The 26871-nt window shown below is 40.0% G+C and carries 23 protein-coding genes and 1 pseudogene; 7 read left to right on the forward strand and 17 right to left on the reverse strand.

Annotated features, from left to right (window positions below):
- Positions 1-24: 24 nt before the first annotated feature.
- The 12 genes from Q4567_RS05260 to ccmA are packed head-to-tail and all read right to left on the reverse strand — an operon-like array spanning position 25 to position 9309.
- Entirely contained in the window at positions 25-609 is a 585-nt protein-coding gene (locus tag Q4567_RS05260) for a hypothetical protein (RefSeq protein WP_216049869.1), read from the reverse strand.
- A gap of 5 nt (positions 610-614) precedes the next feature.
- Entirely contained in the window at positions 615-1421 is an 807-nt protein-coding gene (murI, locus tag Q4567_RS05265) for a glutamate racemase (RefSeq protein ID WP_303499613.1), read from the reverse strand.
- A gap of 28 nt (positions 1422-1449) precedes the next feature.
- Positions 1450-2226, reverse strand: coding sequence for a VacJ family lipoprotein (locus Q4567_RS05270; RefSeq protein WP_216049867.1), 777 nt, complete (start codon positions 2224-2226; stop codon positions 1450-1452).
- Positions 2226-3476: a c-type cytochrome biogenesis protein CcmI gene (gene ccmI, locus Q4567_RS05275; protein ID WP_303499615.1), complete on the reverse strand. Its 1251-nt coding sequence runs from the start codon at positions 3474-3476 to the stop codon at positions 2226-2228. Before ccmI ends, Q4567_RS05270 begins: the two co-directional genes overlap by 1 nt.
- Positions 3469-3909: a cytochrome c-type biogenesis protein gene (locus Q4567_RS05280; protein WP_216049865.1), complete on the reverse strand. Its 441-nt coding sequence runs from the start codon at positions 3907-3909 to the stop codon at positions 3469-3471. The genes ccmI and Q4567_RS05280 overlap by 8 nt, the downstream gene beginning before the upstream one ends.
- The gene (locus Q4567_RS05285) at positions 3906-4478 is read right to left on the reverse strand and encodes a DsbE family thiol:disulfide interchange protein (RefSeq protein ID WP_216049864.1); all 573 of its coding nucleotides are present in this window, start codon (positions 4476-4478) and stop codon (positions 3906-3908) included. The genes Q4567_RS05280 and Q4567_RS05285 overlap by 4 nt, the downstream gene beginning before the upstream one ends.
- Positions 4475-6520, reverse strand: coding sequence for a heme lyase CcmF/NrfE family subunit (locus Q4567_RS05290; RefSeq protein WP_216049863.1), 2046 nt, complete (start codon positions 6518-6520; stop codon positions 4475-4477). The genes Q4567_RS05285 and Q4567_RS05290 overlap by 4 nt, the downstream gene beginning before the upstream one ends.
- Before the next feature lie 12 nt (positions 6521-6532).
- Positions 6533-7021, reverse strand: coding sequence for a cytochrome c maturation protein CcmE (gene ccmE / locus Q4567_RS05295; protein WP_216049862.1), 489 nt, complete (start codon positions 7019-7021; stop codon positions 6533-6535).
- Positions 7018-7272 (reverse strand): heme exporter protein CcmD, encoded by a 255-nt coding sequence (gene ccmD / locus Q4567_RS05300; protein ID WP_216049861.1) that lies wholly within the window; start codon positions 7270-7272, stop codon positions 7018-7020. Before ccmD ends, ccmE begins: the two co-directional genes overlap by 4 nt.
- Entirely contained in the window at positions 7269-8015 is a 747-nt protein-coding gene (locus Q4567_RS05305) for a heme ABC transporter permease (RefSeq protein WP_216049860.1), read from the reverse strand. The genes ccmD and Q4567_RS05305 overlap by 4 nt, the downstream gene beginning before the upstream one ends.
- Positions 8015-8683 (reverse strand): heme exporter protein CcmB, encoded by a 669-nt coding sequence (ccmB, locus tag Q4567_RS05310; RefSeq protein WP_216049859.1) that lies wholly within the window; start codon positions 8681-8683, stop codon positions 8015-8017. The genes Q4567_RS05305 and ccmB overlap by 1 nt, the downstream gene beginning before the upstream one ends.
- Positions 8680-9309 (reverse strand): cytochrome c biogenesis heme-transporting ATPase CcmA, encoded by a 630-nt coding sequence (gene ccmA / locus Q4567_RS05315; protein ID WP_216049858.1) that lies wholly within the window; start codon positions 9307-9309, stop codon positions 8680-8682. The genes ccmB and ccmA overlap by 4 nt, the downstream gene beginning before the upstream one ends.
- Positions 9310-9520: 211 nt before the next feature.
- On the opposite strand from ccmA, the gene Q4567_RS05320 reads away from it, so the two are divergent.
- The 4 genes from Q4567_RS05320 (at position 9521) to Q4567_RS05335 (ending at position 17560) form a co-directional block, all read left to right on the forward strand.
- Positions 9521-11821: a flagellar hook-length control protein FliK gene (locus Q4567_RS05320; protein WP_303499618.1), complete on the forward strand. Its 2301-nt coding sequence runs from the start codon at positions 9521-9523 to the stop codon at positions 11819-11821.
- Positions 11822-11833: 12 nt separating this feature from the next.
- Complete coding sequence (locus Q4567_RS05325; RefSeq protein ID WP_216049856.1) at positions 11834-12157, forward strand: EscU/YscU/HrcU family type III secretion system export apparatus switch protein; 324 nt, start codon at positions 11834-11836, stop codon at positions 12155-12157.
- Between the two features lie 124 nt (positions 12158-12281).
- Entirely contained in the window at positions 12282-17237 is a 4956-nt protein-coding gene (locus tag Q4567_RS05330) for a PAS domain-containing protein (protein WP_303499620.1), read from the forward strand.
- Positions 17238-17341: 104 nt separating this feature from the next.
- Positions 17342-17560, forward strand: coding sequence for a hypothetical protein (locus Q4567_RS05335; protein ID WP_216049854.1), 219 nt, complete (start codon positions 17342-17344; stop codon positions 17558-17560).
- 188 nt (positions 17561-17748) lie between these two features.
- On the opposite strand, the gene Q4567_RS05340 is transcribed toward Q4567_RS05335, so the two are convergent.
- Entirely contained in the window at positions 17749-18660 is a 912-nt protein-coding gene (locus Q4567_RS05340) for a GyrI-like domain-containing protein (RefSeq protein ID WP_216049853.1), read from the reverse strand.
- 368 nt (positions 18661-19028) lie between these two features.
- Between Q4567_RS05340 and Q4567_RS05345 the strand changes: the two genes are divergently transcribed.
- Positions 19029-19457: a DUF1330 domain-containing protein gene (locus Q4567_RS05345; protein ID WP_303499623.1), complete on the forward strand. Its 429-nt coding sequence runs from the start codon at positions 19029-19031 to the stop codon at positions 19455-19457.
- A gap of 32 nt (positions 19458-19489) precedes the next feature.
- Here Q4567_RS05345 and Q4567_RS05350 read toward each other — a convergent pair whose 3' ends face one another.
- Complete coding sequence (locus Q4567_RS05350) at positions 19490-19624, reverse strand: hypothetical protein (protein ID WP_303499624.1); 135 nt, start codon at positions 19622-19624, stop codon at positions 19490-19492.
- Positions 19625-19824: 200 nt separating this feature from the next.
- Here Q4567_RS05350 and Q4567_RS05355 point away from each other — a divergent pair, with 200 nt between their 5' ends.
- Positions 19825-20415: a PEP-CTERM sorting domain-containing protein gene (locus tag Q4567_RS05355; RefSeq protein ID WP_216049851.1), complete on the forward strand. Its 591-nt coding sequence runs from the start codon at positions 19825-19827 to the stop codon at positions 20413-20415.
- A gap of 649 nt (positions 20416-21064) precedes the next feature.
- Here Q4567_RS05355 and Q4567_RS05360 read toward each other — a convergent pair.
- The 3 genes and pseudogenes from Q4567_RS05360 to Q4567_RS05370 form a co-directional block, all read right to left on the reverse strand.
- Positions 21065-21379: a DUF1840 domain-containing protein gene (locus tag Q4567_RS05360; protein WP_216049850.1), complete on the reverse strand. Its 315-nt coding sequence runs from the start codon at positions 21377-21379 to the stop codon at positions 21065-21067.
- Between the two features lie 614 nt (positions 21380-21993).
- Positions 21994-22428, reverse strand: a pseudogene (locus Q4567_RS05365) (transposase); the annotation flags it as partial.
- 142 nt (positions 22429-22570) lie between these two features.
- Complete coding sequence (locus Q4567_RS05370) at positions 22571-24073, reverse strand: M20/M25/M40 family metallo-hydrolase (RefSeq protein ID WP_303499625.1); 1503 nt, start codon at positions 24071-24073, stop codon at positions 22571-22573.
- A gap of 595 nt (positions 24074-24668) precedes the next feature.
- On the opposite strand from Q4567_RS05370, the gene Q4567_RS05375 reads away from it, so the two are divergent.
- Entirely contained in the window at positions 24669-26354 is a 1686-nt protein-coding gene (locus tag Q4567_RS05375) for an alpha-glucosidase (protein WP_303499627.1), read from the forward strand.
- Positions 26355-26871: the final 517 nt, after the last annotated feature.

The following is a 26871-nucleotide window of genomic DNA, read 5'->3' on the forward strand; positions in this document are numbered from 1 at the left end:
TTCGGCTAGCTAAGAAATTCTGCGTTAATCTAGGGGGCAAGTATTATCGCTCGCCCCCAAATCACATAAAAATGTGTCATCCATTTGTTGCTTCCAGAACAAAAACTCGGATTCATCCACATCAAATGCCCACACCTTCTGAATATGATAAAAACTTTCTTGGCCCTGCATCATTAAATGAATCATACGGGCAATCATCTTGCCGTTTACTTGGCAACGAGTCTGCCAATATTTGACTGAAACATCTTGGGTTTTAGGATGCGGCATGTCAATCGATTGAAACTCTTGGCAGTGCATTTTACCCGGCGCATCCAGCTCAATGCGTTTTTGCACTAAGTCTTCTTGTTGTTGATAATAAATGCTTACAGCAAAGGTATCCGCCCAACGCTGACCTTTTTTTTGCCACATATTAGAGCGGTAAGTATGATCTTCCTTTTGAAATAATTGCCATGATTTAAGTAATTGAATAGAAGGTATGACTAGGTTTTCACCTTGGTATGGGGTGTTTTGACTGGCACACCCTGACAACCAAGAAACCAACAAAACACAACTCATAATGCGCATAGCTAAGCCCCCAGAAGAAGAAACATTTTCACTATATATCAACATGTCTATCAGTGTTCAAATTTGTATACTTGTTCAATTTCATTTGGCCACAACAGTTGACATACAGTTAAAAAATCTGCATCGCAGCGACTGGAATAAAGCAGGGTTTTTGCATTTTGTTGATTACTATTTTTTACTCCACTGCGTTCTAAAACGGCCAAGGTTTGTCGAGCAATCGCATCGCTGGTGTTGATTAATTGAATTTTGTCACCTGCGATACGACTAATTTGCCGACTTAAAAAACCGTAATGAGTACAGCCTAAAACAATTTGATCGGCTCCCTCATTGATTAGCGGCAATAGGTATTGCTTAATTAATTCGTGAGTAGCGACGGTATCAAACTCTGCCGCTTCAATTTTTTCCACTAAACCATGACATGCTTGCGATAACACCTGGTTGTGGCTTTTCAAACGCGCAACTAATTGCTGATATTGCTGACTTTTGATGGTGTTGTGGGTGGCTAAAACGCCAATTGTGCCGGACTGACTCGCATTCAGCGCAGGTTTTATTCCAGGTTCTACACCTACAAATTCAATGGGATAAAGTGCTCTTAATTTGGATATGCAGGTAAGAGTTGCGGTGTTACAAGCAACCACAATGAGTTTCACTTGTTGCGCCATTAAAAACTCAACTATGGCTTGGCAACGCTGCAATACAAAGTGTTCAGCTTTGCCACCATAGGGAGCATTGGCACTATCAGCTACATAAATAATGTTTTCATGGGGCAATATTTTACGGATAGCTGCTGCGATGGATAATCCACCGACACCTGAGTCAAAAACGCCAATCGCAGCATTGCTTGCAATACTAAGCAAGAGTAACCCTCTCGATACAAAGACGAACCTATAGGTCGTCTAAAAAGTCTTCGAAGTTTTCGCTTTCAACTTCTGGGTCAGTGTTCAAATCAGATTGCGGTACTTTTCCGTCTGTTACCCGAAACTCCAAGTTTTGGAAGTAAGCGTTTTTCACGAATGCGTACGGGTCTAATGATTGATCTAACTGCCCTTCTTGCTCCATCAATTGAGCGCGAGCTTCAAGTACTTTAATGCCGGTTCGCACTGCCGCTACGTAAAAGGATAAATCTTGCAGCGGAAAGTAGGATGAATCGACAAAGTCACCAGTTAACGAGCGAAGATCAGTTGGACCATAAGCCGGTAACATTAAATAAGTCCCAGTACCGACACCATACTTACCTAACACTTCACCAAACTCTTCTTCTTGCCTGTCTAAGCCAATTTCTTTAGCTACATCAAACAGACCCAAAACACCCACAGTTGAGTTCAGTACAAAGCGTCCTAAACTGGTTAAACTGCCGCCCACTTTACCTTGCAGTAAGTTATTTACTGAATTAGACGGTTCTTCTAGATTCAGAGCAGCGTTGTGCAGTCCTCGCCGAGCTGGCTGAGGCATATAGTCTACGTATACAACAGCTGTCGGTCGCAAAATATAAGCATCAAGCACATCATAGTTGAAGTCCCACATGGCGCGGTTGAACCCTTCGAATGAGTCTCGGGGATCATTGTATTCAACACTTTGTGCTTGTTCATTTGCTGCTTGCTTTGATGCACATCCACCTAGCAACAATGTTGCTAATAACAGCAAACAAAATTTTTGATTCATTACATCAATTCCTTATCGATCACTATCGATTGTGTCATTTTCTCACCGGCTTGAAGTGGTATGGTTACTTCTCCTTGTAACTCACCTTTAGCCTGTGCAACATTTTCATCTAACGAAATTCGCGCCACTAAGCGTGCGCTTTCAAGTTGCGACAACTTAAAACTTGGCATCATTGCATTGGCGTCAGATAACTCGACCTGTATTGGCAAAGCCGACAATCTATTTTTAACCACCGCAGCGGGCATTCTAACCGAGCCATTAGCATCTTGTGCAAATACAAAGATGAACGCATTTTCTGGTATTTTAGCAACAAGTTCGTCGGCGATAGACACCGTAATTAAAACTGACGTTGCGGCCCCTGTTGTATCTACTTGCGTTTCGGCTAACTCATCCATGGACTGTGCGCTTAATTGAGCGATGCGTCTATCAACTTCAGCGGTCATGGGATCATCAGCAGGCAGAATCAATTTCAATTGTTGCCAACTTTCTAACGCTTGTTGAGTATCACCTAATTGGCTCGATGCCACAGCTAGCATGCCTATCGCATTCATATCTTGCGGATTATTAATCACCATTGTTTTTAATAACCCTTGGGCTTTGCGAATATAATTCTCATCGCCTGTCATTACTAGTGTTTGAGTGTAACTAGATAATACACCGTTGTGTTGCGGTGCCAGTAAATAGGCCTTTTCAAAGGCCTGTAACGCTGATTCTATACGATTTAGAGATGCGTGTAGCCTACCTAATAATAACCAACCAATATAGTCATCTGGCGCACTCACCAGCTTACTGCGCATGGCCAAACTAAAATCATTCAAATCGTCAACGGTCACATTAGGATCAGCTTCAATAACAATTCGCTTGGCTAACTCAGATGACTGTTGTTTCACGTCTTGCCAATGTTGTAAATCGCCAACCTCATTGCTTTTATAATACAAAGTTCCACACAAGATTACGCTAATAACAATGCCGATAAACAAGGGCCAAGAGCCCGCTTGCTTAGCGTCTGAGCCTGACACGGTTTCATCGACTAGCGCTAACTTTAATTCTTTCACAGCGATATCTTTGTCATCAGTAGATATTAATCCTTCATCTACTTCACGATTAAGTTCTTGCATCCGCTGTTTAATAATTTGCGTGTTAGTTAGCACATCTTGCTGATGTCTATTGCGTTTCAATAACCAAGGAACGATTAAAATCCCTACTGCTATGGCCGACAACATGGCAATACCCAGCCAGTAACTATTCATCTTCTTTCTCCAATAACGAATCAGCTTTGGCTAGCACATCTTCATCAAAATCATTCACTTGTTTTTTGCGTTGAGTAAATACAAACCACGCAGCACCTATTACAAAAATAACGGGCAACACCCATAGCCAAATAGTTAATGGAGTGACAGGTGGTTGGTAAGACACAAAATCGCCGTAGCGCGACTTCATAAAATCAACAATTTCGTCTCTACTTTTACCTTGATTAAGCAACTCATACACTTTTCGGCGTAAATCATGGGCAATCATGGCATCAGAATCCGCAATATTTTGATTCTGACATTGCGGACAACGCAGTTCTTGGGTCAAATCCAAAAACATTTTTTGTTTTACCGGATCATCAAATATGTAGGCTTCTTCCAGCGCCCAGAGAGGACTGGTAAACAACACAAATAACAGGATTAATTTTTTCATTGGGCTATTAACTCATTGTATAGAGGTGCAATTTTATTTCGCCAAACCCGAGTATTGATGTCACCAATATGATGCATTCTAATTACACCTTGCTTATCAATAAGGAAAGTCTCGGGTGCACCAGTTACGCCTAAATCCAAGGAATAATCTCGTTTTACATCAAAGACATTAAACTCATAAGGGTTGCCCAATTGCGCCAATTTAGCAGCCACTTCTTTTTGAATGGTAGGAATACTTTTAATCCCAAAATCTGGGTCGGTATCTTGGTCGTAGTACAAACCTATAATACGCACCCCCTGTTGACTTAATTCAGTTAAATAAGGGAGTTCAACAGCACAGGTTACGCACCAAACACCCCACACGTTCATCAAAGTCACTTGGCCTTCAAATATGCTAGGGTCGTATATCACATCCGGATTCATTAAATCAGGTAATGAAAAATTCGGTGCCGGTTTGTTTAAAACCGTGGAATCCAGTTGTCGAGGATCGCTGTACAGGCCTTTGAATAAAAAAACCGATAACAGCACAAACATGGTAACTGGAATTAAAAATAGTGATGCCTTTTTCATGCTTGTCCTTGTGTTTTGGTCGCGAGCACTTCAGGGGTATCAATTTTGGTTTTTTTAGCTGCCAAACGTCCCTTAACTTTGGCAACTTTAGCCATCCGATAGCGTTTATCTGAAATAGATAAAATGCCACCGAATCCCATAATCAATGAACCGGCCCATATCCAATTCACGAAGGGTTTTATGTAAATTCTCACCGCCCAGGCACCATCATTTAACTGTTCACCTAAGGCGACAAATAAATCCCTGGAAATACCGCTGTCAATTCCTGCTTCGGTCATGCTTGTTCGCTGTACAGGATAAAAGCGTTTTTCAGCTTCTAAGTGAGTGATTTTTTCAGTTAACGTCGTATCCGTATAAACATCCACTATACCCACATGACCTACATAATTGGGGCCCTTTAAATCCCGAACACCGGTAAATTTGAAAACGTATCCACTAATTTCAATCACATCACCAGTGTGCATGCGCACATCTCTTTCTTGCTCGTAATTACTGACTAAAGTAATCCCGATTAACGTCACAGCAAAACCTAGGTGTCCCATTACCATTCCCCAATGACTTGGGGTTAAACGGCGTAAGCGTTGCCAAGTTGTTGAAGATTGAGTTTTGTCGTTTTCCGATGAAACTCTCTGCATTATTTCTTGCACTGTGGAAACCAAAATCCAAACACTTAGAATTGAGCCTAAAGTGGCCATGTATGTCATTTGGTTATAACTAGCTTGGATCAAGAGCGCGCCACACACACTAATTAAAAAACCAATTATTAGCTGTTTTTGAATCGCTTTGGGTGACTGCTTTTTCCATCGAGACAACGGCCCCATCGCTAACAGCAAAACAAAAGGTACAATCAAGTAAGTGAACATTTGGTTAAAGAATGGCGCACCAATTGAGATAGATCCTAAGCCAATCTCTTTATGCACTAAAGGTAATAATGTCCCCATTAACACCACAATTGTGGCCGCAGTTAATAACAAATTATTGCCCATTAACATCACTTCACGGGAAAACCACTCGTATCGACCAACGCTTTTTAAATGAGGAGCTCTAATGGCGTACAATATTAATGAACCACCCACGACCACACCCAGAATAGCAAGGATGAACAAACCTCGAGTGGGATCACTAGCGAACGAATGCACAGACACCAGCACGCCAGAACGGACTAAGAATGTGCCTAACAAACTAAGAGAAAAAGCTGAAATAGCTAACAATACAGTCCAAGACTTAAAGATCTTACGCTTTTCAGTTACCGCTAAACTATGCACTAAAGCTGTGCCCACTAACCAAGGCATAAAAGAAGCATTTTCTACTGGATCCCAGAACCACCAGCCACCCCAGCCTAGTTCGTAATACGCCCACCACGAACCCAATGCAATACCAACTGTCAGAAAACACCAAGCTGCTAATGTCCAAGGGCGAGACCAGCGGGCCCAAGTAGAATCTAGCTGGCCAGATATGAGCGCTGATATAGCGAAAGCAAAAGCAACCGAAAATCCTACATAACCCATGTACAACATAGGAGGATGGATAATCATTCCAAAATCTTGAAGAAGAGGGTTAAGATCCCGTCCATCTACAGGGTAAAAAGGTAAAAGACTTTCAAATGGATTAGAAGCGGTCAAAATAAACAAGTAAAACCCGACCGCAACCATTCCCAATATAGATAACACTCGCGCCACCATCGCCTGTGGAATACTGTTACTCAGCACAGCGACAGCGACAGTCCACACTGAGAAAATCAACACCCAAAGTAAGAATGAACCTTCATGTCCACCCCAAACTGCGGTTAGTTTGTAATACCAAGGCAGTAAGCTGTTGGAATGATTCGCCACATAAGCAATACTAAAATCATCGGTATAAAACGCATTCATTAATGCCGCAAAAGCGATGGCGGTGAAAACAAACATACCAATAGCCAATGGCTTTGCTAACGCCATGTATTGGCTTTGGTTTTTGTACGCTCCCCACATGGGGTAAATCGACAATAGTATTGACATAAGTAAGGCCAATACCAAGGAAAAATGTCCTAATTCTGCAAACATGTTTAATTAATCCTAATATCCAGATCCAGCTTTCTGATCTGTTTGTAAATTGTCGGGTTTTACATGCTTGATGCCTTTCATTTTTTCAGCCAATTCGGGCGGCATATATTCTTCATCATGTTTAGCTAAAACTTCATCGGCAACGATGAGGTTATTTTCAGTTAGTCTGCCCGTTGCCACTATGCCCTGACCTTCACGAAAAAGATCAGGTAAAATGCCGGCATAACGCACGGTTACTATGGGACCGGTATCGGCTAAATCAAAACTCACGGCCAAACTTTCCTGATCCCGTTTAACGCTCCCCGGAACCACCATTCCGCCAATACGCAGACGTTGACCAATAGTTGGCGTGACACCTTCTTTACCGTCGATGATTTCAGAGGGTGTGTAAAAGTGGTCAATATTTTCACTTAATGCGCTAAGCATCATCCATACTGCAGCGGCTACTAAGAGCACAACGGCTAATATTCCAAACAAACGTTTTTGACGTCTTGGATTCACGATAATTCACCTTTCTTTTCAGATGTTGACTGTGCTTCTTCACGTGCTGAATCAGCTGCTTTTTTCTGTTTAATTCGTTTTTTACGGGCAATTTGTGCGTTAACCGCTTTGATGAGTTGTTTTTTAGCCCAAATACTTTCGTAGACAACCAAAAAAACAGCCAAAAACGACACACCAAATGCCAACCAGACATAAAAACCATATCCGCCCATTTGCCAAAAAGCTTGCCAAGAATCGAATTGAAAATTCATGATTTGCCCTCTTTCAATAAGGTTTTAACAGCCCAAGGACGGTGTATTTCGCGACGCAACAATTCGTTTTGCAAACGCTTTAAGGTGATTGCACCAATTAATAAGACTGCTGCCAACAAATTAACCATTAACGGCCAAAACATTTCTGGCGCAATAGATGGCTTATCAAATTTGCTGATGGTTGCACCTTGATGCAAAGTATTCCACCACTCAACCGAGTAGTGAATAATGGGTAAATTAATCACACCGACAAGGGACATAACCCCGGCTGCTTTTCCTGCCTGTACTTTATCGTCGAAGGATTTGTATAACGAAATTACCCCAAGGTATAAAAATAACAACACCAGTTCAGACGTTAATCTGGCATCCCATACCCACCAAGTGCCCCACATAGGTTTACCCCATGCTGCCCCGGTAAATAACGCAATAAAGGTCATCATCGCCCCAACTGGTGCAATCGCAATCATCGCCATATAGGCTGTGCGGATTTGCCAAACTAAACCAATAAGCGCGGCAACTGCCATCGCAGCATAGGCACTCATCGATGTGATGGCACTAGGGACATGAATATAAATGATGCGAAAAGAATCACCCTGTTGGTAATCAGCTGGAGCAAACATCAACCCCAAAATCAGGCCAACGACGAGGGTAATTGCCGCACTGATTGAAAACCAAGGCAATAAGGTTTGACAGAGTTTGTAAGTAGACTCTGATTTAGCGTAGGGATGTAACCACTTCCACATTAGCTTTGACTCACTTTTAATGCATAGGCAATGGCCATAGGAGCCAATGCAAGAGCTAGTAATAACATTGCTCCAATTAAGCCTAAATGGGCTGAATAGGATATCTGCAACGATGCTGCATCTACCGCCGCGGTTGCAAATATCAATAAAGGTACAAAAACGGGTAACAATAACAGGGCGAGCAACACACCGCCTTTTTGAAGTCCAACGGTTAAGCCAACCGCTACAGCTCCAACTAAACTCAGCAACGGAGTCCCCACTAATAAGGTCGCTAGCAATGCCCAGTACATATCTAAACTAAGGTTTAAAAAAACCCCTAACAATGGAGACAATAAAATCAAAGGAACAATGCTGGCTAACCAATGCACCGCCACTTTCACCACGCAGACAAGGGGCATAGATGCGCCACTCAACATTATCTGCTCAAGGGTTCCATCCTGAAAATCGTCTCGAAATAACCTTTCCATACCTAACAATGAAGACAAAATTGCAGCTACCCAGATAACACCAGGGCCAATTTTTTGTAAAATTTCAGGGCCAGGACCCACACCTAATGGAAATAAACTGATCACCAATACAAAAAACATCATGGGCTGCAGCAGCTCTGCCCGCTGACGAAACGCCAACGCTAAATCACGTTTAAATACCGCCAATAAAATAGACGTCATATGCGATATTCCAACAGCAACTCGGATGTGGGGTAATCCACCTCTAAGGTTTGGTGAGAGGTAATAATAATCGCCCCACCTACACTCAAATGTTGAATCATTTTGTCTCGCAACAAGGCAATCCCTTGGACATCTAAAGCTGTGAAGGGTTCATCTAAAATCCATAGTTTAGCGTCAGTTTTCAACCACAAACGCGCCAAAGCAACACGACGTTGCTGACCAGCAGAAAGCTGACTTACTGGCACATCTTCTAAGCCAACCAACCCTAAACTAGCTAACAATTCGAATAATTCTGACTCAGTGCAGTTAACTTGATTTAATTGACACCAAAATCGTAAATTTTCAATTCCGTTAAGATTGAGACTTAAGCCTAGTTTGTGTCCAAAATAGACTAAATCTTGAAAATAACTTTCACTGACATGCTGAATATCTTGATGCTTATACTCTATTGACCCTTCAGAAGGATCGGCTAAACCAACCAAAATTCTCAACAAACTGGTTTTTCCAGCGCCATTTTGGCCACGCACATAAAGTAATTCGGAAGGTTCGATTGAAAATTCAATGTTCTCAAACAAAGTTCGATCTTGCTTCACACATCCCAAATTTTGCCCACGTAACAATGCCAAGTTGAGTCATTCTCCAGTTAGGCTATATACAACAACGACTTAACTAATTAGCAAATCAAAGTCGTTTTAATTTACTGAAAAGCTACAAGCCGAAAAATCGGCGCAAATGATACCATAGCAAAAAGCCAAATCCAGCTATTAGATTCTATATCTACAACAGGTTATGCTTAGTCATTGTTAAATCTACTGACGCTTTGCCGATAACCTGTTTATGTCAGATATATCACTAAACGCTCAACAACTTGTGCAGGCTGCCGCTCAGCTTTCGAAGTTGTCATCAAACTCGCCAGTAGCAAAGCAGGCTGCGCAGGTTATTATTCAATTTTTAGCTAATAATCAAATTGCTTTAACGCTACCCAAACAGCAACACACAGTGACCTTGCCACGACCGAATAACTTGCCACAGTCGTTAAACGCGACACAAGTGCAAGCACAATTACAGAATCATACCAGTTCGTCGGGTAATCAAAATACTACTTCAGCACTATTGTTATACAGTCCGTCAACCAAAACAGACGTTCAATCGGTAATTGCCAGCCTCAATCAAAAACAACTCGCAACCATTTTAAATGCCATTAGCAGCAAGGCTTTACCAGCAGCACAAACTAACAATGTCGCTGTGGATGCAAAAGTGATTAGTAGCAATGGCAACACAGCCAATTTAGCAACCTCGATTAATGCTAAATCACAAATAATCAGTGTGAATTTACCGGCGTCAGCAAAAGTGTTGCCAAGCAATCAAAATGTCCAATTGCAGATAACCCCAAAGGGTAACCAATGGCAGGTTAGGCTGATAGTAGACAGCCCAAACATCTCCCAGAGTGTTGCAAAAACGGATGGGAATAACCTGAATCCTGCCGCACCCAAAGAGGTTATTCAATCAGGAAAGTCAGAACAGATAAACCAACAAGTAACGGCAGACAAATATTCCCAAAACATCCAATTACAGAAACGTCCCGAGCAAATTCAACACAGCAACCAAAGCAATATTGCGCAAAAAGTAATTATGCTTAATTTGACTAAGCCAGATATCGTTAAATTGTTACAATCTGATTCTGCGCGGCTAAATAATCCATCTCACAACATTTCATTAGCGGTTCCTCGTCAAATATTGATCGACACACTGACCCAACAGCCACAATTACGTTTAGACAATGCAATCCCTAAACTTTTAAATGTTGATGTTAGTGTGAAAAATGTCAGTATCGATTTACTCGCAGCTGGTAAAGGAGAAATTAAAGGTCCGGTTAAAACTCCTCTTGCGCAGCTGCCGCTCACTGAAGCCCAAGTGCAACAAGTTAAAAATGCACTGTTTTTGCCAAGTGATGCAAAACAAGGAACTGCGCAATCCACTGAAACGTCGATTATGCGTCCAGACGGGGGAACCAATAAACCCGAATTAAATCTCAAGGTTCAAGCCGACGGCCAGTCTCCTAGTGCCGATAAACGCGCCGCTGAAGCCAACTTAAATCAGCTAACTCCCAAAGAAGCTGCGGCTAAGGCAATCCAATCAGATAACACGACGATTGAAAAAAACCTGCAAACCTTAACTCAAAAGTTAGACTCGATACCTGTAGCTCAAAAACAACAAGTACTTGAACAAATAAGCGATTTAATGCGACGGGTTTTACCCCAAGCTGCCAGTCCAAGCGAAACCTTACAGAATATAGAAATGGCACTGCGCGATCCCATTTTAGCCAAATCGCCAGAAACTAAAGCGCTTGCCGAAGCGATATTGAAACAGCTGCAACAAGGCACACCGCAAGGCAAAGAGGCTGACGCTGAAAACATCAAACAACTCATCACTCAAGCGCCCCTTAATTTGTCACCCATTCAACTCACTCAAGCCATTTCCTCACAAGGAATTGTTGCAGGTCTGATGACGATGTTACAAATTAGCTTAGCTTCTAGATTGAATAGAAACCAACCGCAAAACAGTGAAAAAATCGCGCAGATAGTGAGTAGCATCATATCGAGTTCCGGTAAAGCAGCGGCTCCGCAAACCCAGCGCAGCCTGAATGATCTGAACCAAATGGAACAGAAGCATCAGTTACTTAAACAGTTAGGGCGTATGTTTGCGCAACACCAATCGAGTAAATTAAGTAACGCCGAACAAGCCTTGCAAGGACAAGAAACATTTTATTATGTTTTACCCAGCGGTGTAGGCGAACAGAAAAAAGACATCGAGTTATTAATAAAACGCGAACCAGAAAAACACGCTAGCGCTGAAAAACAACACAACAAGTCAGCGATTTGGCATTTAACGATGAAAATGGACATTGGCGAAATCGGCCAGATACTCACCAAAGCCAAATTACAACAAGATGAATTGGAGCTAGATTTATACACATCCAACGAAGCTGTAAAAGAGCTGGTTTATAACTATCTTCCGTTGTTCAAAAAACGATTGAAAAGTTTAGGTATTGAAGTGGCAAAAGCGCAATGCCAGCTAGGTAAAATACCCGAGCATTTGCACACTCGTCCTTATCAAATTTTTCAAACTCAGGCTTAATAAGTAACGATTATGACCGACCCAAAAAAATCAAAAAAGACCAAGAGCGCTGTAGGTATTCAATACCAAGAAGGAAAGAAACAAGCGCCCAAAATTATTGCCAAGGGTTTTGGTGACTTAGCAGAAGAAATAGTCTCCCTAGCCAAACAAAGTGGTGTGTTAGTGCATGAAGATCCCTATCTCAGTGATTTTCTCGCCAGAATGGATTTAGGCCAGGAAATCCCCGAACAATTGTACCATGTGATTGCAGAACTCATCGCCTTTTCATACGTTTTGCAAGGTAAGTTTCCTGAAAGCTGGGCGGCAAGTCACCACAAATTATCGACCAAAGCCTAATGGCTTACTTATTGTTTACCAATGACTTGCGTATTGTTTTCTACACCTAGTTGTTTTTAAAAAGATTTGTTGTACCAAGCTGACAGGTTAATCTGGTTGCAATATGTTGAATGGGAATAATTTAATGACGCTGCACGTATTTAAAAAAGTGTCCAGAACCTGCATTGCGCTTGGCACACTGCTGATGACTAACAATGTGTATGCGATTGGCGAACAAGTACTGGCGCAATCCGCAGATAACATTGAATACGGATTAATTGCTATTGCTGCAATCTTCGTTGTGCTGTTTGTGCTAACGATATTTTTTAAAATCAATCAAAAAAGAGCGCTTAATCAGCTCGCCGAAAATCAACTTATTCTCAAGCAAAACACCCAGTATTTAGACAATTTCCACGTTGGCATGGTTCAAGTTAATCATGCAGGCGAAATACAGTATTGCAATAAATTAGCGGCATATTATTTAGGAAATAGAGCAGAAAACTTGCAAGGTAAAGGCTTGAACACGCTATTTGAACAACAATATAGTGCGCAAATTGAAAACGGAATCAAGGCTAAAATTCAATGCAAAGAGCAACTTATCGGACCGGTTAAAGATCGAAATTTAGTGCTCGAATTTGCACCACAAAAAGACAATCAACAACAGATCGCTTCAATTATATCAATTGTCGACGTTTCGGCTTCTCAGACTCAAATAGATTCCCTAAACGATGCCTTAAGCTTAAATAACCAAATATTAGATAACACCCAAATTGGCCAATTAGAAATCGACTTGTCAGAAAAAACATTCAGCACAAATAGCGTTTTTTCCAACATGCTGACAAACACTGACAAACAGCTTAGCGGTGACATAAAACAGTTTGAACAATACGTTTCACAAGATACACAGTTTGCTTGGAATCAAGGATATAAAGATTTAGAACGAGGCCAACAGATTGATTTAGAATGTAAATTGGATGCGCATGAAGGTGATCTATTTGTCAGATTTATCGGTTTCCCGTTAGCCTTGGATGAAAAAGGTAAGGCGTTAAAAGCCCATATAACTGTCACCAATATCAGTCCGCAAGTTGTTTTGAAGCATCAACTAACCGCTAACAAACAAATTGTTAAGGGCATGCTCAGCTCCATTAGTCACCCTACTCTGCTACTAGATGAAAATAGTTTAGTGGTTGCATGTAACACAGCATTTGAATTGTTTTTTAATACTTCTGTGGACAATTTACGCAATCAACCGGCTAAACAACTATCTATTTTGCCTGCTGATATTCAAGCTATCATGCCCCAAGGTCAATCCCCCAGCATGGCATACTCTGCCAGTGTCGGCAGTGCCAAAGAAATAACTTTAGAGCTAGCTTCGGGTGATAAAAAAACCTTAAAAGTGAAAATTCAATCTTTCCGAGATGAAACCGGCAACCCCGCAGGCTCCATATGTTTAATGGAAGATATTACAGAGCTGCAACACACTAAAGCGCTACTTGAACATGAGCGCCAACATTTCTCTAATATCATTGATAAAGCGCCCCTAGGCATAGTCATGATTGATGACGATGATCGCATTGTGCAGGCTAATAAAGCATTAACACTGCGCTTGGATCTGACCGAGAAAGAACTGATGAAAGGCTCGTTTTATCAACTATTTAATGATCCCAAAAACTCTGGAAAAGCCGCCAAGAAATTACATAAAAATGGCAGCCTAGAAGGATTTCATGCAGACTTAAAAGGCAAACAACAGCAACTCCATCCAAGTGAACTGAACATCGAACTGTTTGACCGCGAAAAACAGCACTTTTTGTGCTGGATATCCGACATTAGTGATGAACAGTATCAACAAGATAAATTCGAGAGTTTGTTGTTACACAGCAGTATGCCAATGGCTGTATTAACCGAAAATGGCTTCAATAAACTAAACCCTGCGGCCTGTGAGTTTTTCTCTGTGGAAGACGAAGAAGACCTATTTGGACACTACCCATACTCTAAAAAACTGAATGATAGTGAAGCTGATCTCGAAAACTTCCAGAACAAAATTGAGCAAATAAAACAAGACGGAAAAGCGTTATCAATGACCTGGCAACATAGCCGAGGTAGCAACAAACTGCCCTGTCAGGCCACATTTGTACCTATGTTTAAAGGCCAAGATTTTGATTCAATCTTGTGTATTTGGACGGATCTTAGAGCTATCAAAAAAGCCGACCAAGAACGCTTAGAAGCAATTAACTTACATCAGGCGGCCGAGCGATTAATTGTTGAGAAGCAACAGTTATTAGAAAGCAGCCAAGACCAACTTGCCAGCAAAGTAAGGTCGTTATCAGCTACCCAATCGAAGTTAAAAGCGGCGGAAGACGATATATCCGATAAAACCTCAGAGCTAACTACTTTGCAGCAAGCACATGACAATGTCACTGCACATTTAACTCAATTGCAGCAAGACTATCAACAAAGTCGAGAATCACTGGCCAACAGTGAAAAAGCCAACCAAGATTTAGCCGATCAACTTGAACAAACCAGTAAACGAATTCATGGCTTGGAAAAACAACGAAATCAAATTGCAGATGAACTCCAGTACAGTAATAAAAAGTATAAAGATGCGCAAAAAGAGCTAGCTGAAAGTGAAAAAACCGCCAGTAATTTAGAACTTGAACGACAAGAACAACAACAAAAAATGGCAGCTTTTGAGGGGCAAATTAGTGATCTCAAGTCGTCTATTTATCAAAAAGACAAACAAATTTCAGATGTAAACGGTCAGATTAGCGCCTTGCAATCGAAGTTATCGAGCTCCAGCCAAGCCAGTGAGAAATTACGCCAACTGTTAATTAACCAACGAAAAGCCAGCGAACTAGCTGAAAAACAACGTCGCGACTTAGAACAATCCTGTTTTGTTGCACAATCTGAACTATCCAATAAAGCTCGCCACATTGATCATTTGCAACATGAAATGGACAAGTTTGAAGAAATGTCTAATCAGCAAAAAGGCGACATGGAAAAACAACAGGCATTGTTACAACAAGAGCTTGAAAATAAACAACGCCAGTTGCAAAAAACCCAAGGTATTTTAAACGAAACCAAACGCCAGTCAGAACAAGATAAAGCTGAAAAACAACTTCAACAACAGCGGTTACAACAATTACAAGAAGACTTAAAAGAAGTAGAACGCCGCAGTGAACAGCAGCAACAAAAAATAGCTGAAGCCGATAAACACTGGGCTCAGCAACAGCAAAAACTGCAACAAGAGCTACACAGTAAACAACAAAAACTGCAAGAAACTCAACGTATTTTGCAGCAACAAGAGCAACAGTTCGAAGCAGAAAAATCAGCCAAAGCTCAGCAGCAAAAAGTGTTTGAAAAGTTACAACAAGAATTAGCTGAAATGGAAAGACGCAGCGAATTGCAGCAGCAACAAAAAAATGATGAAGCAGAATTAAGACTGCAAGAACAGCAACGCCAATGGCAACAAGAGCGGGAACAGCAACAGCAAAAGCTGAAACAAGCGGAACAGAACTTAAATCAAGCCAAGCAACAAACTGAGGCAGAAAAAGCACAACAACGTGAATTAATGCAGCGTTTACAATCTGAATTAGTCGATATGGAAAAACGCAGTGAACAGCAGCAAAAACAGATTATCGAAGAAGCAAACCGTCGCTGGAAAGATAAACAAGATGCGTTGCAAAAAGAACTGCAAATTAAACAACAGAAATTACTTGAAACCGAACAAGCTTTGCAACAAACCGCACGCCAAACTGAAGCAGAAAAAGAAGCTAAGCAGCAACAGCAAAAGATTTTTGAGCAGCTGCAATCTGAATTGCTAGAAATGGAGCAACGCAGCTCTGAGCAGCAACGGGAAATGCAAGAAAGTGATCAACAGTGGCAACAACGTCAAGAAGCCTTGAAAAAAGAAGTACAAGCAAAACAATCACAACTGCAGTTGACCCAGAAACAATTAGACGAAAATCAGCGCCAAACTGACAAAGAAAAACGTCAACGTCTTGAACAGCAACAGAAGCTAGATCAGTTAAAACTAGAATTATCAGACGTGGAAAACCGCGCTACTAAACAAAAAGAAATGTTGCAAGGAAGCGATGAACAGTGGCGTCAACACCATGCAGAAATCGAGCAACAGAAAAAACAATTGCAACAATCATTACTTGAAGCTGAGCGTCAAAACCAACAAATGCAGGAGAAACTGCAACAAAGTCTACAAGAATTACAACGTGCAGAATCACAGGTCAGTGATACTCAATCTGGTGAACAGAAATTGCAGTCTGAATTAGAGCAAGCAAAACGAGAAGCTCAAGAATTGCAAGACAGACTAAAACAACAGGAACAGCAGGAATTGAAGCTGCAGCAACAACTGGCTGAACAGCAAAAAGCATTGCAAAACAGCGAACAAAATGTGCAAAAAATGCAAAATGAGCAACAACAGTTGGCTACTGAATTACAGGCAATCCAAGCTGAATACGACAACACAAAAGCCAGTTTAAGCGCGCAAGATAACAATCAGTCAGAATTAAGTGAAAAATTAAAGCAGCTAGAACAAGAGTTAATTAGCAATAAGAGTCAAATTGCCAATAAAGAAACTGAGCTGCAGCAAGCACAAAAGCAACTTGAATCCAGTCAGGCCAAATTGCAAGTTAAAGAAAAAGCCCTTGTCGCAGCCCACAAAGAGGAATTGAAACAAGCGCAAGAACAACGCCCTACTCCTGAAGTTCAAGAAACCCCTGAATTTGCCAAGCTAGATATGCCAAGGGATCCTCATATTTGGTTCGATTTATTGCCATTCTTGCAACAGAATCCACCTAAACAATCGCTGGCAATTGATCTTGGTGCGTTAATGAGTGAATTAGAAAGTGCCATGCAAAATATGGATTATGCAGTGATGGAAGACAACAACAGCGCAATACTGACACAAGCACGCAAGCTTGCACATATTGCTCGCAAAGTTAACTCTAATCCATTAGACGATGTTGCGACTCGATTAGAAGCAGATTTCCGGCAAGGACAAGTTGATAGCATTTCCATTTTCTGGCCTAGCGTAAAAGAATCCATCATGACCACGCTCAGAGTGATTTATTCCCATTTAAACAAATAAGATTCAAGAATATAGGCTTAGCATTGCAAATTTGCTAAGCCTCACTCTTGCTAATTAAACAGTGAACATGCACTATTCAAAAAATTCTTCAATTTCGTCTAAACATGCAAAATCAAATAATTTATCAATTCCCCAGCGGTCAAGTAGCCAACCGCTTTTTAAATGATGTGAATTCCGAACAACGGCCGAATATCAAAGCAAAACTTTATCGCGGCTCGTTGAAGGTACAAGTTACATATCATTACTCAGACTCAGGGTTCGACAGCACGAGCGCAGAACTAGATGATCTAGCTAGCAAGTACGAAGGTGAAGAAGTAAGTTAGTGGACAAAGTTATAGACCCTTAAACTTTGAGCTGACAGTCATCTATGTGCCAATTGTAGTCAAAGCGGTGGCTCGAACAAACTGACTATGATGGAATGCCACCAAAGCGGTCCTAGAAAAACGAAACCAAAACGGCTGTCCATCCCCAAAATCAACCTTCTGCGCTACTAGTAGATTTAAAATTGAGGTTAGGTTAAAACTTTCAGCTTAACCATAATTTCAGATTCTAGAAAACCATCAACTCTAACGTCATTTAAATAACGTTCTAACATGGGTAAATTATCTGGTTCGAAACCACTGCCAGGCAACCAACAGCTAAACAAATAGAGCTGTGCTTGGGTGATATCTTCTGGAGACCCTTTAACATAAATCACAGCATATTTCCCTTCAGGTAAATCTCCTACCCTAAAGGGGTCAGTAACATGTACCCTATCATCAATTTCTATTGATGCTTCATATTGGCACTTGTGAGCAGCTGTCAATGAAGGGTTGTCATAACACCAAGCTAACCTATATTGTGACTTCTCAGGTATTCCTTGAAGCTTAGCCCAATGAGTTAATATATCCCATGTTTCAAATAACGACTCTGACTCATAACCACCTTTTGATACTAATTTGCTTAATCGTTTTTGTTTTATTGTTTTAACTTCCACATTTATTGGATTATTGTTTTGAGACGTTCTGTCTGTTGATGCGGGATACAACTCATTAGGATTAAATTTCTTTCCGTATTTACTAAAAATATCACCGAGATTGGGTAGCTCTTCAGGCTTTGGAGAACGAATTTCGGTAGGACTATAACCAAAATATTTTTTAACTGATTTAGCAAAATTCGAGCTAGAAGAAAAGCCACAATCCAATGCAATATTTGTAATACTAAGCTCTCTTCTAAATACCAATAAATTAACCGCTTTTTCCAGTCTTTTTCTGCCCACATAATTGTTCAACGTTTCATTCATAACACCACTAAAAATACGATGAAAATGAAAAGGTGAAAAATGACAATGATTTGAAACTAATTCCAAACTAAGAGGTTGGGCTAGATTTGATTCAATATAGGTAAGTGCCGTCAAAATTCTTTGTTTATATATAGGATTCATTTCAACCTCCTATTGTCACTGAAATAGCAAGGCTATTACTTAGTCTTTCTACTTTAAATGAACAGCATAGATCGGCAGATATAAGTAGAACGGTCGTGGAACCAGTTTGTGTGCTATTTGACGGTTGCAATCCAAACTTAGTATATAAACAAAGTATAAACGCGAGATAAATGAAATTCCTTAATACCCGTGGATTCGTTTTCATGATAAATGGCCTCTATTAGTTCAATTCAATTAAGTTTATCAACGAATGCATTAGTGGGATTTTCCAATATTGCTATTCTTAAGACTTTCTAGCAAGAATGGAAAAGTACAAGAGAAAGGTGTACGTATAATTCATGGAAAATAACATTTAGAGATGAATTATCATGCAAGCGAGTTACTTAAATCCAACCGACGAATCAGCAAAACAACTATTTTCAAAATCAATAAGAGGCGAAGTTATTATGCTTAACTTGCTTCGTTTTAAAGAAATTGCAAACTATAGTCAATTTTCTGAAATAGCACCTAAAACACCTATAACAGGAAAAGAGGCTTATCAAATTTATATTAATCAAACGTTACCATTCTTAGAGAAAAGTGGCGGTGAAATTATGCTACTTGGTAAAAGTGAACATTTTTTTATTGGCCCAATGGAAGAAAAGTGGGACTTAGTGATGATAATAAAACAAAAGTCATTAGATAGTTTTCTTTCGTTTGCGTCTGACCCACAATATCAAGTTGTACTAGGGCATAGAGAAGCCGCAATTGTTGATTCAAGGTTATTACCTATTGAAGCGATAAGTTCTCTTTCATAGAGTATATTCACAAATAATTATTTCAATATAGTTTATGAATACATACCGCCAATTAACTTTATATAAAGTGACAAATTGAGCCGCATAAGGACGCTTAATTCAAGTGTTTCAATGCTAATACCATCGGCGGCTTTCTCAGCAATATCGCCGTAGAAGTCGTCTGTCACTTAAGTGCCAAAAGCGGAGATGGGAACATCAATCCTTGAACTGGCGCTGTGGGCAGTTAGCCGACTGTCAGTATTTTTTACACTTCTTACAAGATTTTGAGAATCACGGAATTAAACTACCAATAAAAACAGAGACTTAAAATGTTGGATCTCATTTTGCTTGTAGTATATTAGTTTTTGTTATTAATCTGGAAATAAAAATGAAAAAAACTGTTTGTTTGTTTATTTGTTTGTTTGTCAATTCAGTAAATGCAACGCCAATTACAATTGATTTTGATGACTTAAGCCAAGGAGTTATTGTTGGTAATAACTATTCGGGGCTAGGTGTTACTTTTGTAGATGCAATAACTAGTAATAATTTTTCGGCACCTGGATCTACAGGCCCTAACGTCATTAGACATACCAACTCGGTCTATCAGCCACAACCAAGCGACCCTATTGAGGCAATTTTTAGTTCACTTGTTTCTTCGGTTAGTTTAACTGGTATCGATGTTGGTCTAAATGGTTTTGTTTTAAGTGCATATGATGCTGGTAGTGGCGGTAATTTATTGGCAACAGAGCAGATTTTTGGTTCATCAATAGGTTCTGATGAGTTCTATACTTTAAGCCTTTCAGCATCAGGAATCCGACGTGTGGAGTTTTCACAGGTACAAGATGTAGGGGTAGGGGATGGCATCGTATTTGATAACTTCATTTTTGACATAGAGGCCGTACCTGAACCAACATCACTCGCACTTTTGGGATTGGGTTTGGTTGGTGTTGGGTTTTCAAGGAAAAAGAAAACTACCTAATCAAAAATCACTTTTAGAGAATAAGCCTCGTTGTATCGGGGCTTTTTTATGCCTAACAAAAAAATACACTGTAAAGCATTACTATCCTGAATTTACTACAAACCTAGCTAAGTATCGAAATGAGCCTGCATGTGCTGGCTTACAACCTGAAACGAATGATGACCACAATGGGATTTGCTGGGTTGATGGAATCCATCAGACAATAGAGTATTAGACGGATTAACGCTATTTACTTCCCTTCGTCACAGCTGGTTTTTAGAATGGATTGATGTTTACTAAGGAGAAATTGCGGTTGTTTTTGTTGAAACGACAGCCTTCAACGTCTTATGTTGATAGAACTTTGGTACAGAAACCTTCGGCGTCGCATGCAAGTCCTCCTACCATAAGATAATTTATTCTTTATTTAAAAGCTCCGGGCTGTTCTTGCAACAAAATTTTTGTACAAATTTGAACCGCGTACGTCGACTATTGACGTAAACAAGCAATAGCGATTAACGTATTCGAATGCCTCCTTATCGCTCAAAGCCGACAGTCGGGACTTTGTAAAGAGTTTCGAGGTGGAGCGAGCCGAAAGATGCTTAACTCCGCCCCCCTTACTGGTAGAAATCCAATTTGCTTTATCTTTTTACTTTAACGCCGCACTGCGGGACTAATTGTTGCTCGTCCACTGCACATTACTTTCATCTTTTATTGCAGCCTTCAGTAAATCGATTAAGGGTAAAGCGCGGTGAGAAAGACTGACAAAAGACGTTTTCTCCATATCGTCAGTAGGTTCTTCTGATTCTGGTTGTTGCTCTGCTACCCCCAGCGCAGCTTCCAAATTCGCCAGTGCTGAGGGGACATCTTTTGCAAGTATTGCACTGGGAACAGTACCGCTGTGCCCCATCATTTTCAGTAATTGCACTGCTATATCTCCGAACATGGTAATGTTGGCACTAGGCTGACTGGAAAAAGTTACTAGCATGATGATTTAACTCTCTAGGGCTGCTCAATGAATGTAAGATGAGTGTACACCTATACGACACCCTTTACTTCAACTACCTAGTTCCCCTTTTACTGACTGCGACAGCTAACTAACCTTAAATGCACCGACCGCGACATCTTTTATTAACAGTTTTTCAGATCCTAGATACTTGTGGAGGCAGTCTTATGATTGCAAATCCCTAAAATCCACGGTTTACATTTCAAACTTAAGACTATTCGCAACCGACTAAATTTAGATTTCCATTAACGAGGGAAAAGTAAGATGGACAGGCATCTTTTAATTAGTGGAAATTGAGGCCTTTAATTTCTGTCGGAAGTTGATGAAAGTTTTTTAATGTGCTCATAGTTTAGATAAGTACCAATACAATCATCGGTTTCTGGAAAATGAGCGTTATTAATGTGAATTTAGTACGGAGGGAGGCATGTCTCTTGTGCAAAGATACAATTGAAATGAATAGGTTTGGTGGGTAAATGTTAACCTAAAGAACTCTTTAACCGACGTTTTCGCTTGTAGCGTTTTAAAGTGTCTATTTGACCTGCTACCACGCTAAAATTAGTTTCAAACGTTAGAAACATATCTTACCAGGTGTGTTCATCCAATCCTAAGCGCTGCAATATGGGTGACTCATCCACTTCAATGGTAGCTTTTTTGTTAGGCGCTATGCAGCGACCAGATAGGTCAACCAATTCAACATAATCTATTAAGTCAAAGGCTAATCCGAACGGTTGAAGTTGCTTTGGATTGCCAACAAAAGGCATTAACGTAGAGGGCTGATACCCTTTATTGAAATCGTGAATACGGCGTTTAATACTGGTGTGATTACTCATCACCGCATAGGCACAGACTTCAATTACAAAAACCGTGGTTAAAAATAGCAACCTGTCCTCTACCCACTGGCGACGATGCTTTTAGCTTTTCCCCGTCAGTTTATCTTCTCCACATAAAAAGGCCCGCCGAACATAGCGAGATACGCAATGATAATAAGGGGGATCGAAAAGGTTGATTTGTCGCTTCCTTGCCAGTGGCATCATTCATTCCTTGAATTAAGCATACTAAAACATAGTTTATTTGGTTTTCCTAGTAGTCTAGTTTGTGGCTGTCCATGCAAATCTATTCATTCTGCGCTAACGTGGGTGAAGTCGCGACGCTAGTATTAAGAAACTGAGATATTTATTCATTCAATTGATTTACAAATGCATGAAGCAAGTTCACGTATATACGTTGGCCTTTCTTGAAACTATCAATACGCATATATTCATTGTCAGCATGAAAATTTTCGTCACTCCTTTGGAAACCTATGGAAACTAAATTTGGGCCACCGCCGTCGGGAACAGATGACAGGGCGGGCACGGTACCACCAATATAGACTATAATCGGAGGGGTGCCGAAAAAGTCTGTTAATACTTGTTTGCCTATTCTAAAGCCTAAATCACTTTCATCGAAAACAGGTGCAGTACCCATCACACTTTCTTTGAAACCTACTTTCAACCCCCATGGAAGACTATCTTTGACGTGCTTTTTAAGCATTTCCAATACTTCTTTAGGATCATGATCAGGCCCTGTCCTTGCTAACATTCTAAACCAGGCAGTGTGAGGTATAATAGAGGCCTTGCCTTGAATATAACCAGCTTTAAACCCTGTAATGTCTACCGAGGTACGTATCCAAGGTCGCTCATAAAAGGTGTATTCTTTCTCTCCAATCCATTGGTCGATGCCGAATTTCTTTAAATCCTCAGTTTCCTGATTAGGGTCTACAACAGCAGCGATTTCCTGTCGTTCTTTTTCGGAATATTGCTTTAGGCCATTATAAAATCCTTTAATAGCTATTGATCCATCATCATTCCAAAGAGAAGCAATCACTTTAGAAGCTGCCAATGCAGCGTTCGGTGCAACACCTCCATAAATGCCTGAGTGTAAATCGGTATTGGCCGATGTAATTGTGACTTCAAGGTCTGCTGCTCCACGTAGTCCTTTCCACATCATTCCCTGATTGTCACCTTTCATCATTGCATCTACATTAATTCCATAATCAATGTCATTTAGCCATTCTTGATTTGAAGCTAACCATATTGGCAAATGTGGACTCCCGATTTCTTCGCCGCCATCCAATAGCAGCTTGATGTTGACAGGAAGTTTACCATCCACCGTTATCAATCCTTCGATGGCACTAATTAAAGCAATGATAGGCCCTTTGTCATCGGTGGCCCCTCTCCCATAAAGCCTTTCATCTCTTATCTCTGCACTAAATGGATCGCTTTTCCAACGTTTTTTAGCGACAGGTTGCACATCAAAATGCCCATAAAAAAGAATGGTGGGTTGATTTTCGTTTCGTGTATAAGAGGCAGTAACTATTGGCAATTCATTGGTGAAATGCACTTCTGTGTTTTCCATACCAATCGAGTGGAGCCTGTCTTTAAGCAAGTTTGCAGCTTTTTGGAGTTCAGGCTTGTTTTCTGGCTTCATCGACATGGTAGGGATGGCAATCAGTTCAACTAACTCATTGATATGTCTTTTATGATTTTCTATGAAAAACCTATCATATTCCTTTAGTTGCTTTTGAGTCGCCTTATTTAGGACCAATGCCTTATTCCGATCTTGGCTTTGAGCAATAGAATTATGATGGTAGCTAAAGAAAATTAGCAGTGTGAAATAGTAGATTATATTCTTTTTCATTATTAATTCTCTTCCTTCCAACTGTTTGTGTATCGTTAGTCGCGGAAATTTCTAAATCATTTTCTACTAATTAAATAACTAGGCATCCAGCCTATCAGGTTTGTTAAATCCATGAAACTGAATGTCTCCAATGACTATAATTCGCTCAAAGCTGCCTACCAGGTGAGGTTCTAACCTATTCATCGAAACTTTAAGATCAGATATGAACGACTACAGTTAAGCCATTTAATCAGCTAAGCGCGTTAATCTGCAACCAACGAATATCAAGTGCTTTGCTTTTTACTTTTTGTTTTCTCAGCAGCTATTTTCAGAGCCTCTAAATTCAGACAATAAACCTAAATACCGCACTTAATCGATTAACCAATAATTAATCAAATTTTATTTTAAATCTTATAAATTTAACTTAATTAACATTTTTTTAGCATTAAGTGACTATTCTGGCTATTCTTAGTTAACTTAATCGTGTTAGTTTATTGGCGTTTTTCAGACTTTAATACTGAGAGTCGAAGAAGTTAATACTGGCAGTAATAAACAGCTATAAGATGAAATAGGTAGGTTTAGCGACTTATATTTGCTGAAATTTGGAGATAAACAAATGACTACGTCAAAAAACTCTTTGTCAAAGAAATGGTGGAAGGAACAAATTATTTATCAAATTTACCCTCGCAGTTTCTTTGATAGCGATGGTGATGGTATCGGTGATTTAAACGGCATTATTGAAAAACTTGATTATATCAAGAGTCTCGGCGTGACCGCTGTGTGGGTTAACCCATTTTACGCTTCTCCAAATGATGACAATGGCTATGACATAAGTGACTACCGTAAAATTATGGACGAATTTGGAGACATGAATGATTTCGATGAGATGATAAAAGGTTTTCACCAACGCGGTATCAAATTCATCATGGATCTTGTGGTAAATCATTCGAGTGATGAGCATGAGTGGTTCAAGCAGTCTCGTAGTTCTCGCTACAATTTATACCGTGATTATTATCACTGGTGGCCGGCAGAAAAAGGCAAACCGAACCATAGGTTCAGCTATTTTGACGAAAAAGGCGACGCTTGGAAGTACGATGAGCAAACGGACTCGTATTACCTACATTATTTTTCAGCTAAACAGCCAGATTTAAACTGGGAAAACCCTGAACTACGCCGAGAGATATACGACATCATGCATTTTTGGGCGAAAAAAGGAGTTGATGGCTTTCGACTCGATGCATTCCAATTTACCTCTAAAGACACCACTTTCCCGGCTTTTCCTGAGGGCTATCAAGATGACGTGGTGGATGTAATAAAACACCATGGCATGGGACCCACCTTGCACAATCACATTCGTGAAATGAACCAAGAAGTGCTAAGTAAATATGAAGTATTTGCCGTAAGTGAGGGAGCAGGCAGTAGTTTTGAAGATGCCCATTCACTCGTTGACGAAGATCGCAATGAATTGCATATGGTCTATCATTTTGAAGGCGTCGAAATAGGGAATGGATTGGATGATCCTCACACTTTAGCCGATTTCAAAGAAGTCCACTCTAAGTGGGAAGAAGCATTCAAAGACAAGGGTTGGATTTCGATATTCTTAGCGAATCACGATGTCCCGCGCATGGTATCGAGATTCGGCAATGATAGTGATGAATTTAGAGCCGTATCGAGCAAAATGCTTAACACTTTCATACTGACTATGCGTGGCACCCCCTATTGCTATTTTGGTGATGAATTAGGGATGAAAAATATTTATTTTGAGGATATCAACGAGTATCAAGATATTGCCGCCATAAATGGCTATAAAAAAGCCTTGAGTGAAGGCAAAGACATGCAGAAATTCATGCAAAACCTTCGGTTTTACTCGCGGGATAATAGCCGCACGCCAATGCAATGGGATAACACTGAAAATGCTGGCTTCACCTCAGGCTCACCTTGGATATCGGTAAACAGTGACTATAAAGAGGTCAATGTTGCAAGCCAAGAGAACCGTGCTGATTCAGTATTAAATCACTTTCGAACGCTAACCAAACTTAGAACCGAGAATGACATTTTAGTATACGGCGTTTACCAACAAGTAGAGCCGGATCATCCGCATATTTATGCTTATACCAGAAGCCTTGATAACCAAACTTGGTTAGTAATACTCAGTTTTGTTGAAACTGATGCAAACTTGAAATTACCAAACAATATGCAAACTTTTGAAATTCAAGCTAACAACTATTCACAATTGAGTATCGATGATGGCTGGCTAAAATTAAAACCTTATCAGGCAGTGGTTTTATCTCAAAAAGAGTAATCTGAATTTACATAGTACTATTTAGGCTAGATGACAAACTAATGATAAAACCAAAATGGATTAATAATTAGTTTGTCGCTAAGCAAGCTTTAAAGTCGTTACAAAAACAAAATTGTAACCTTTGATATTAATTCCATGTTAATGCTTTTTGATAAGCCCTCAATTCAAGCCTTAATTAGCATCAAAAAAGCTCAAAAACTTAAATCATTTAGTGAAAAAATTTGCTCTCTTAGTATTCTGTAAACAAAAGTCATTTTTGCTACTTCAACATCTACATTTAAAATTTTTATTGTGTTAGCGCACTCAAAATTGCTTTAACTCGGTTTAACGAATCTTCGAGAAATATGATAACAAACTGAATTAAAAGAAAATTTTAAAATCACCATAGAGCTTAATCTAAATAATATTAAGCTTATATATTAGTTACAAAGAGGTTATGCAAAAGAGTCATTGTGATAAAAAATAACACCAACCACAGAAATAACCTTAATCGTTTAAGAAAAATATTGATCTTATT

Origin of the sequence: Aliiglaciecola sp. 2_MG-2023, from assembly GCF_030548145.1 — a bacterium.
Lineage (GTDB): Bacteria > Pseudomonadota > Gammaproteobacteria > Enterobacterales > Alteromonadaceae > Aliiglaciecola > Aliiglaciecola lipolytica_A.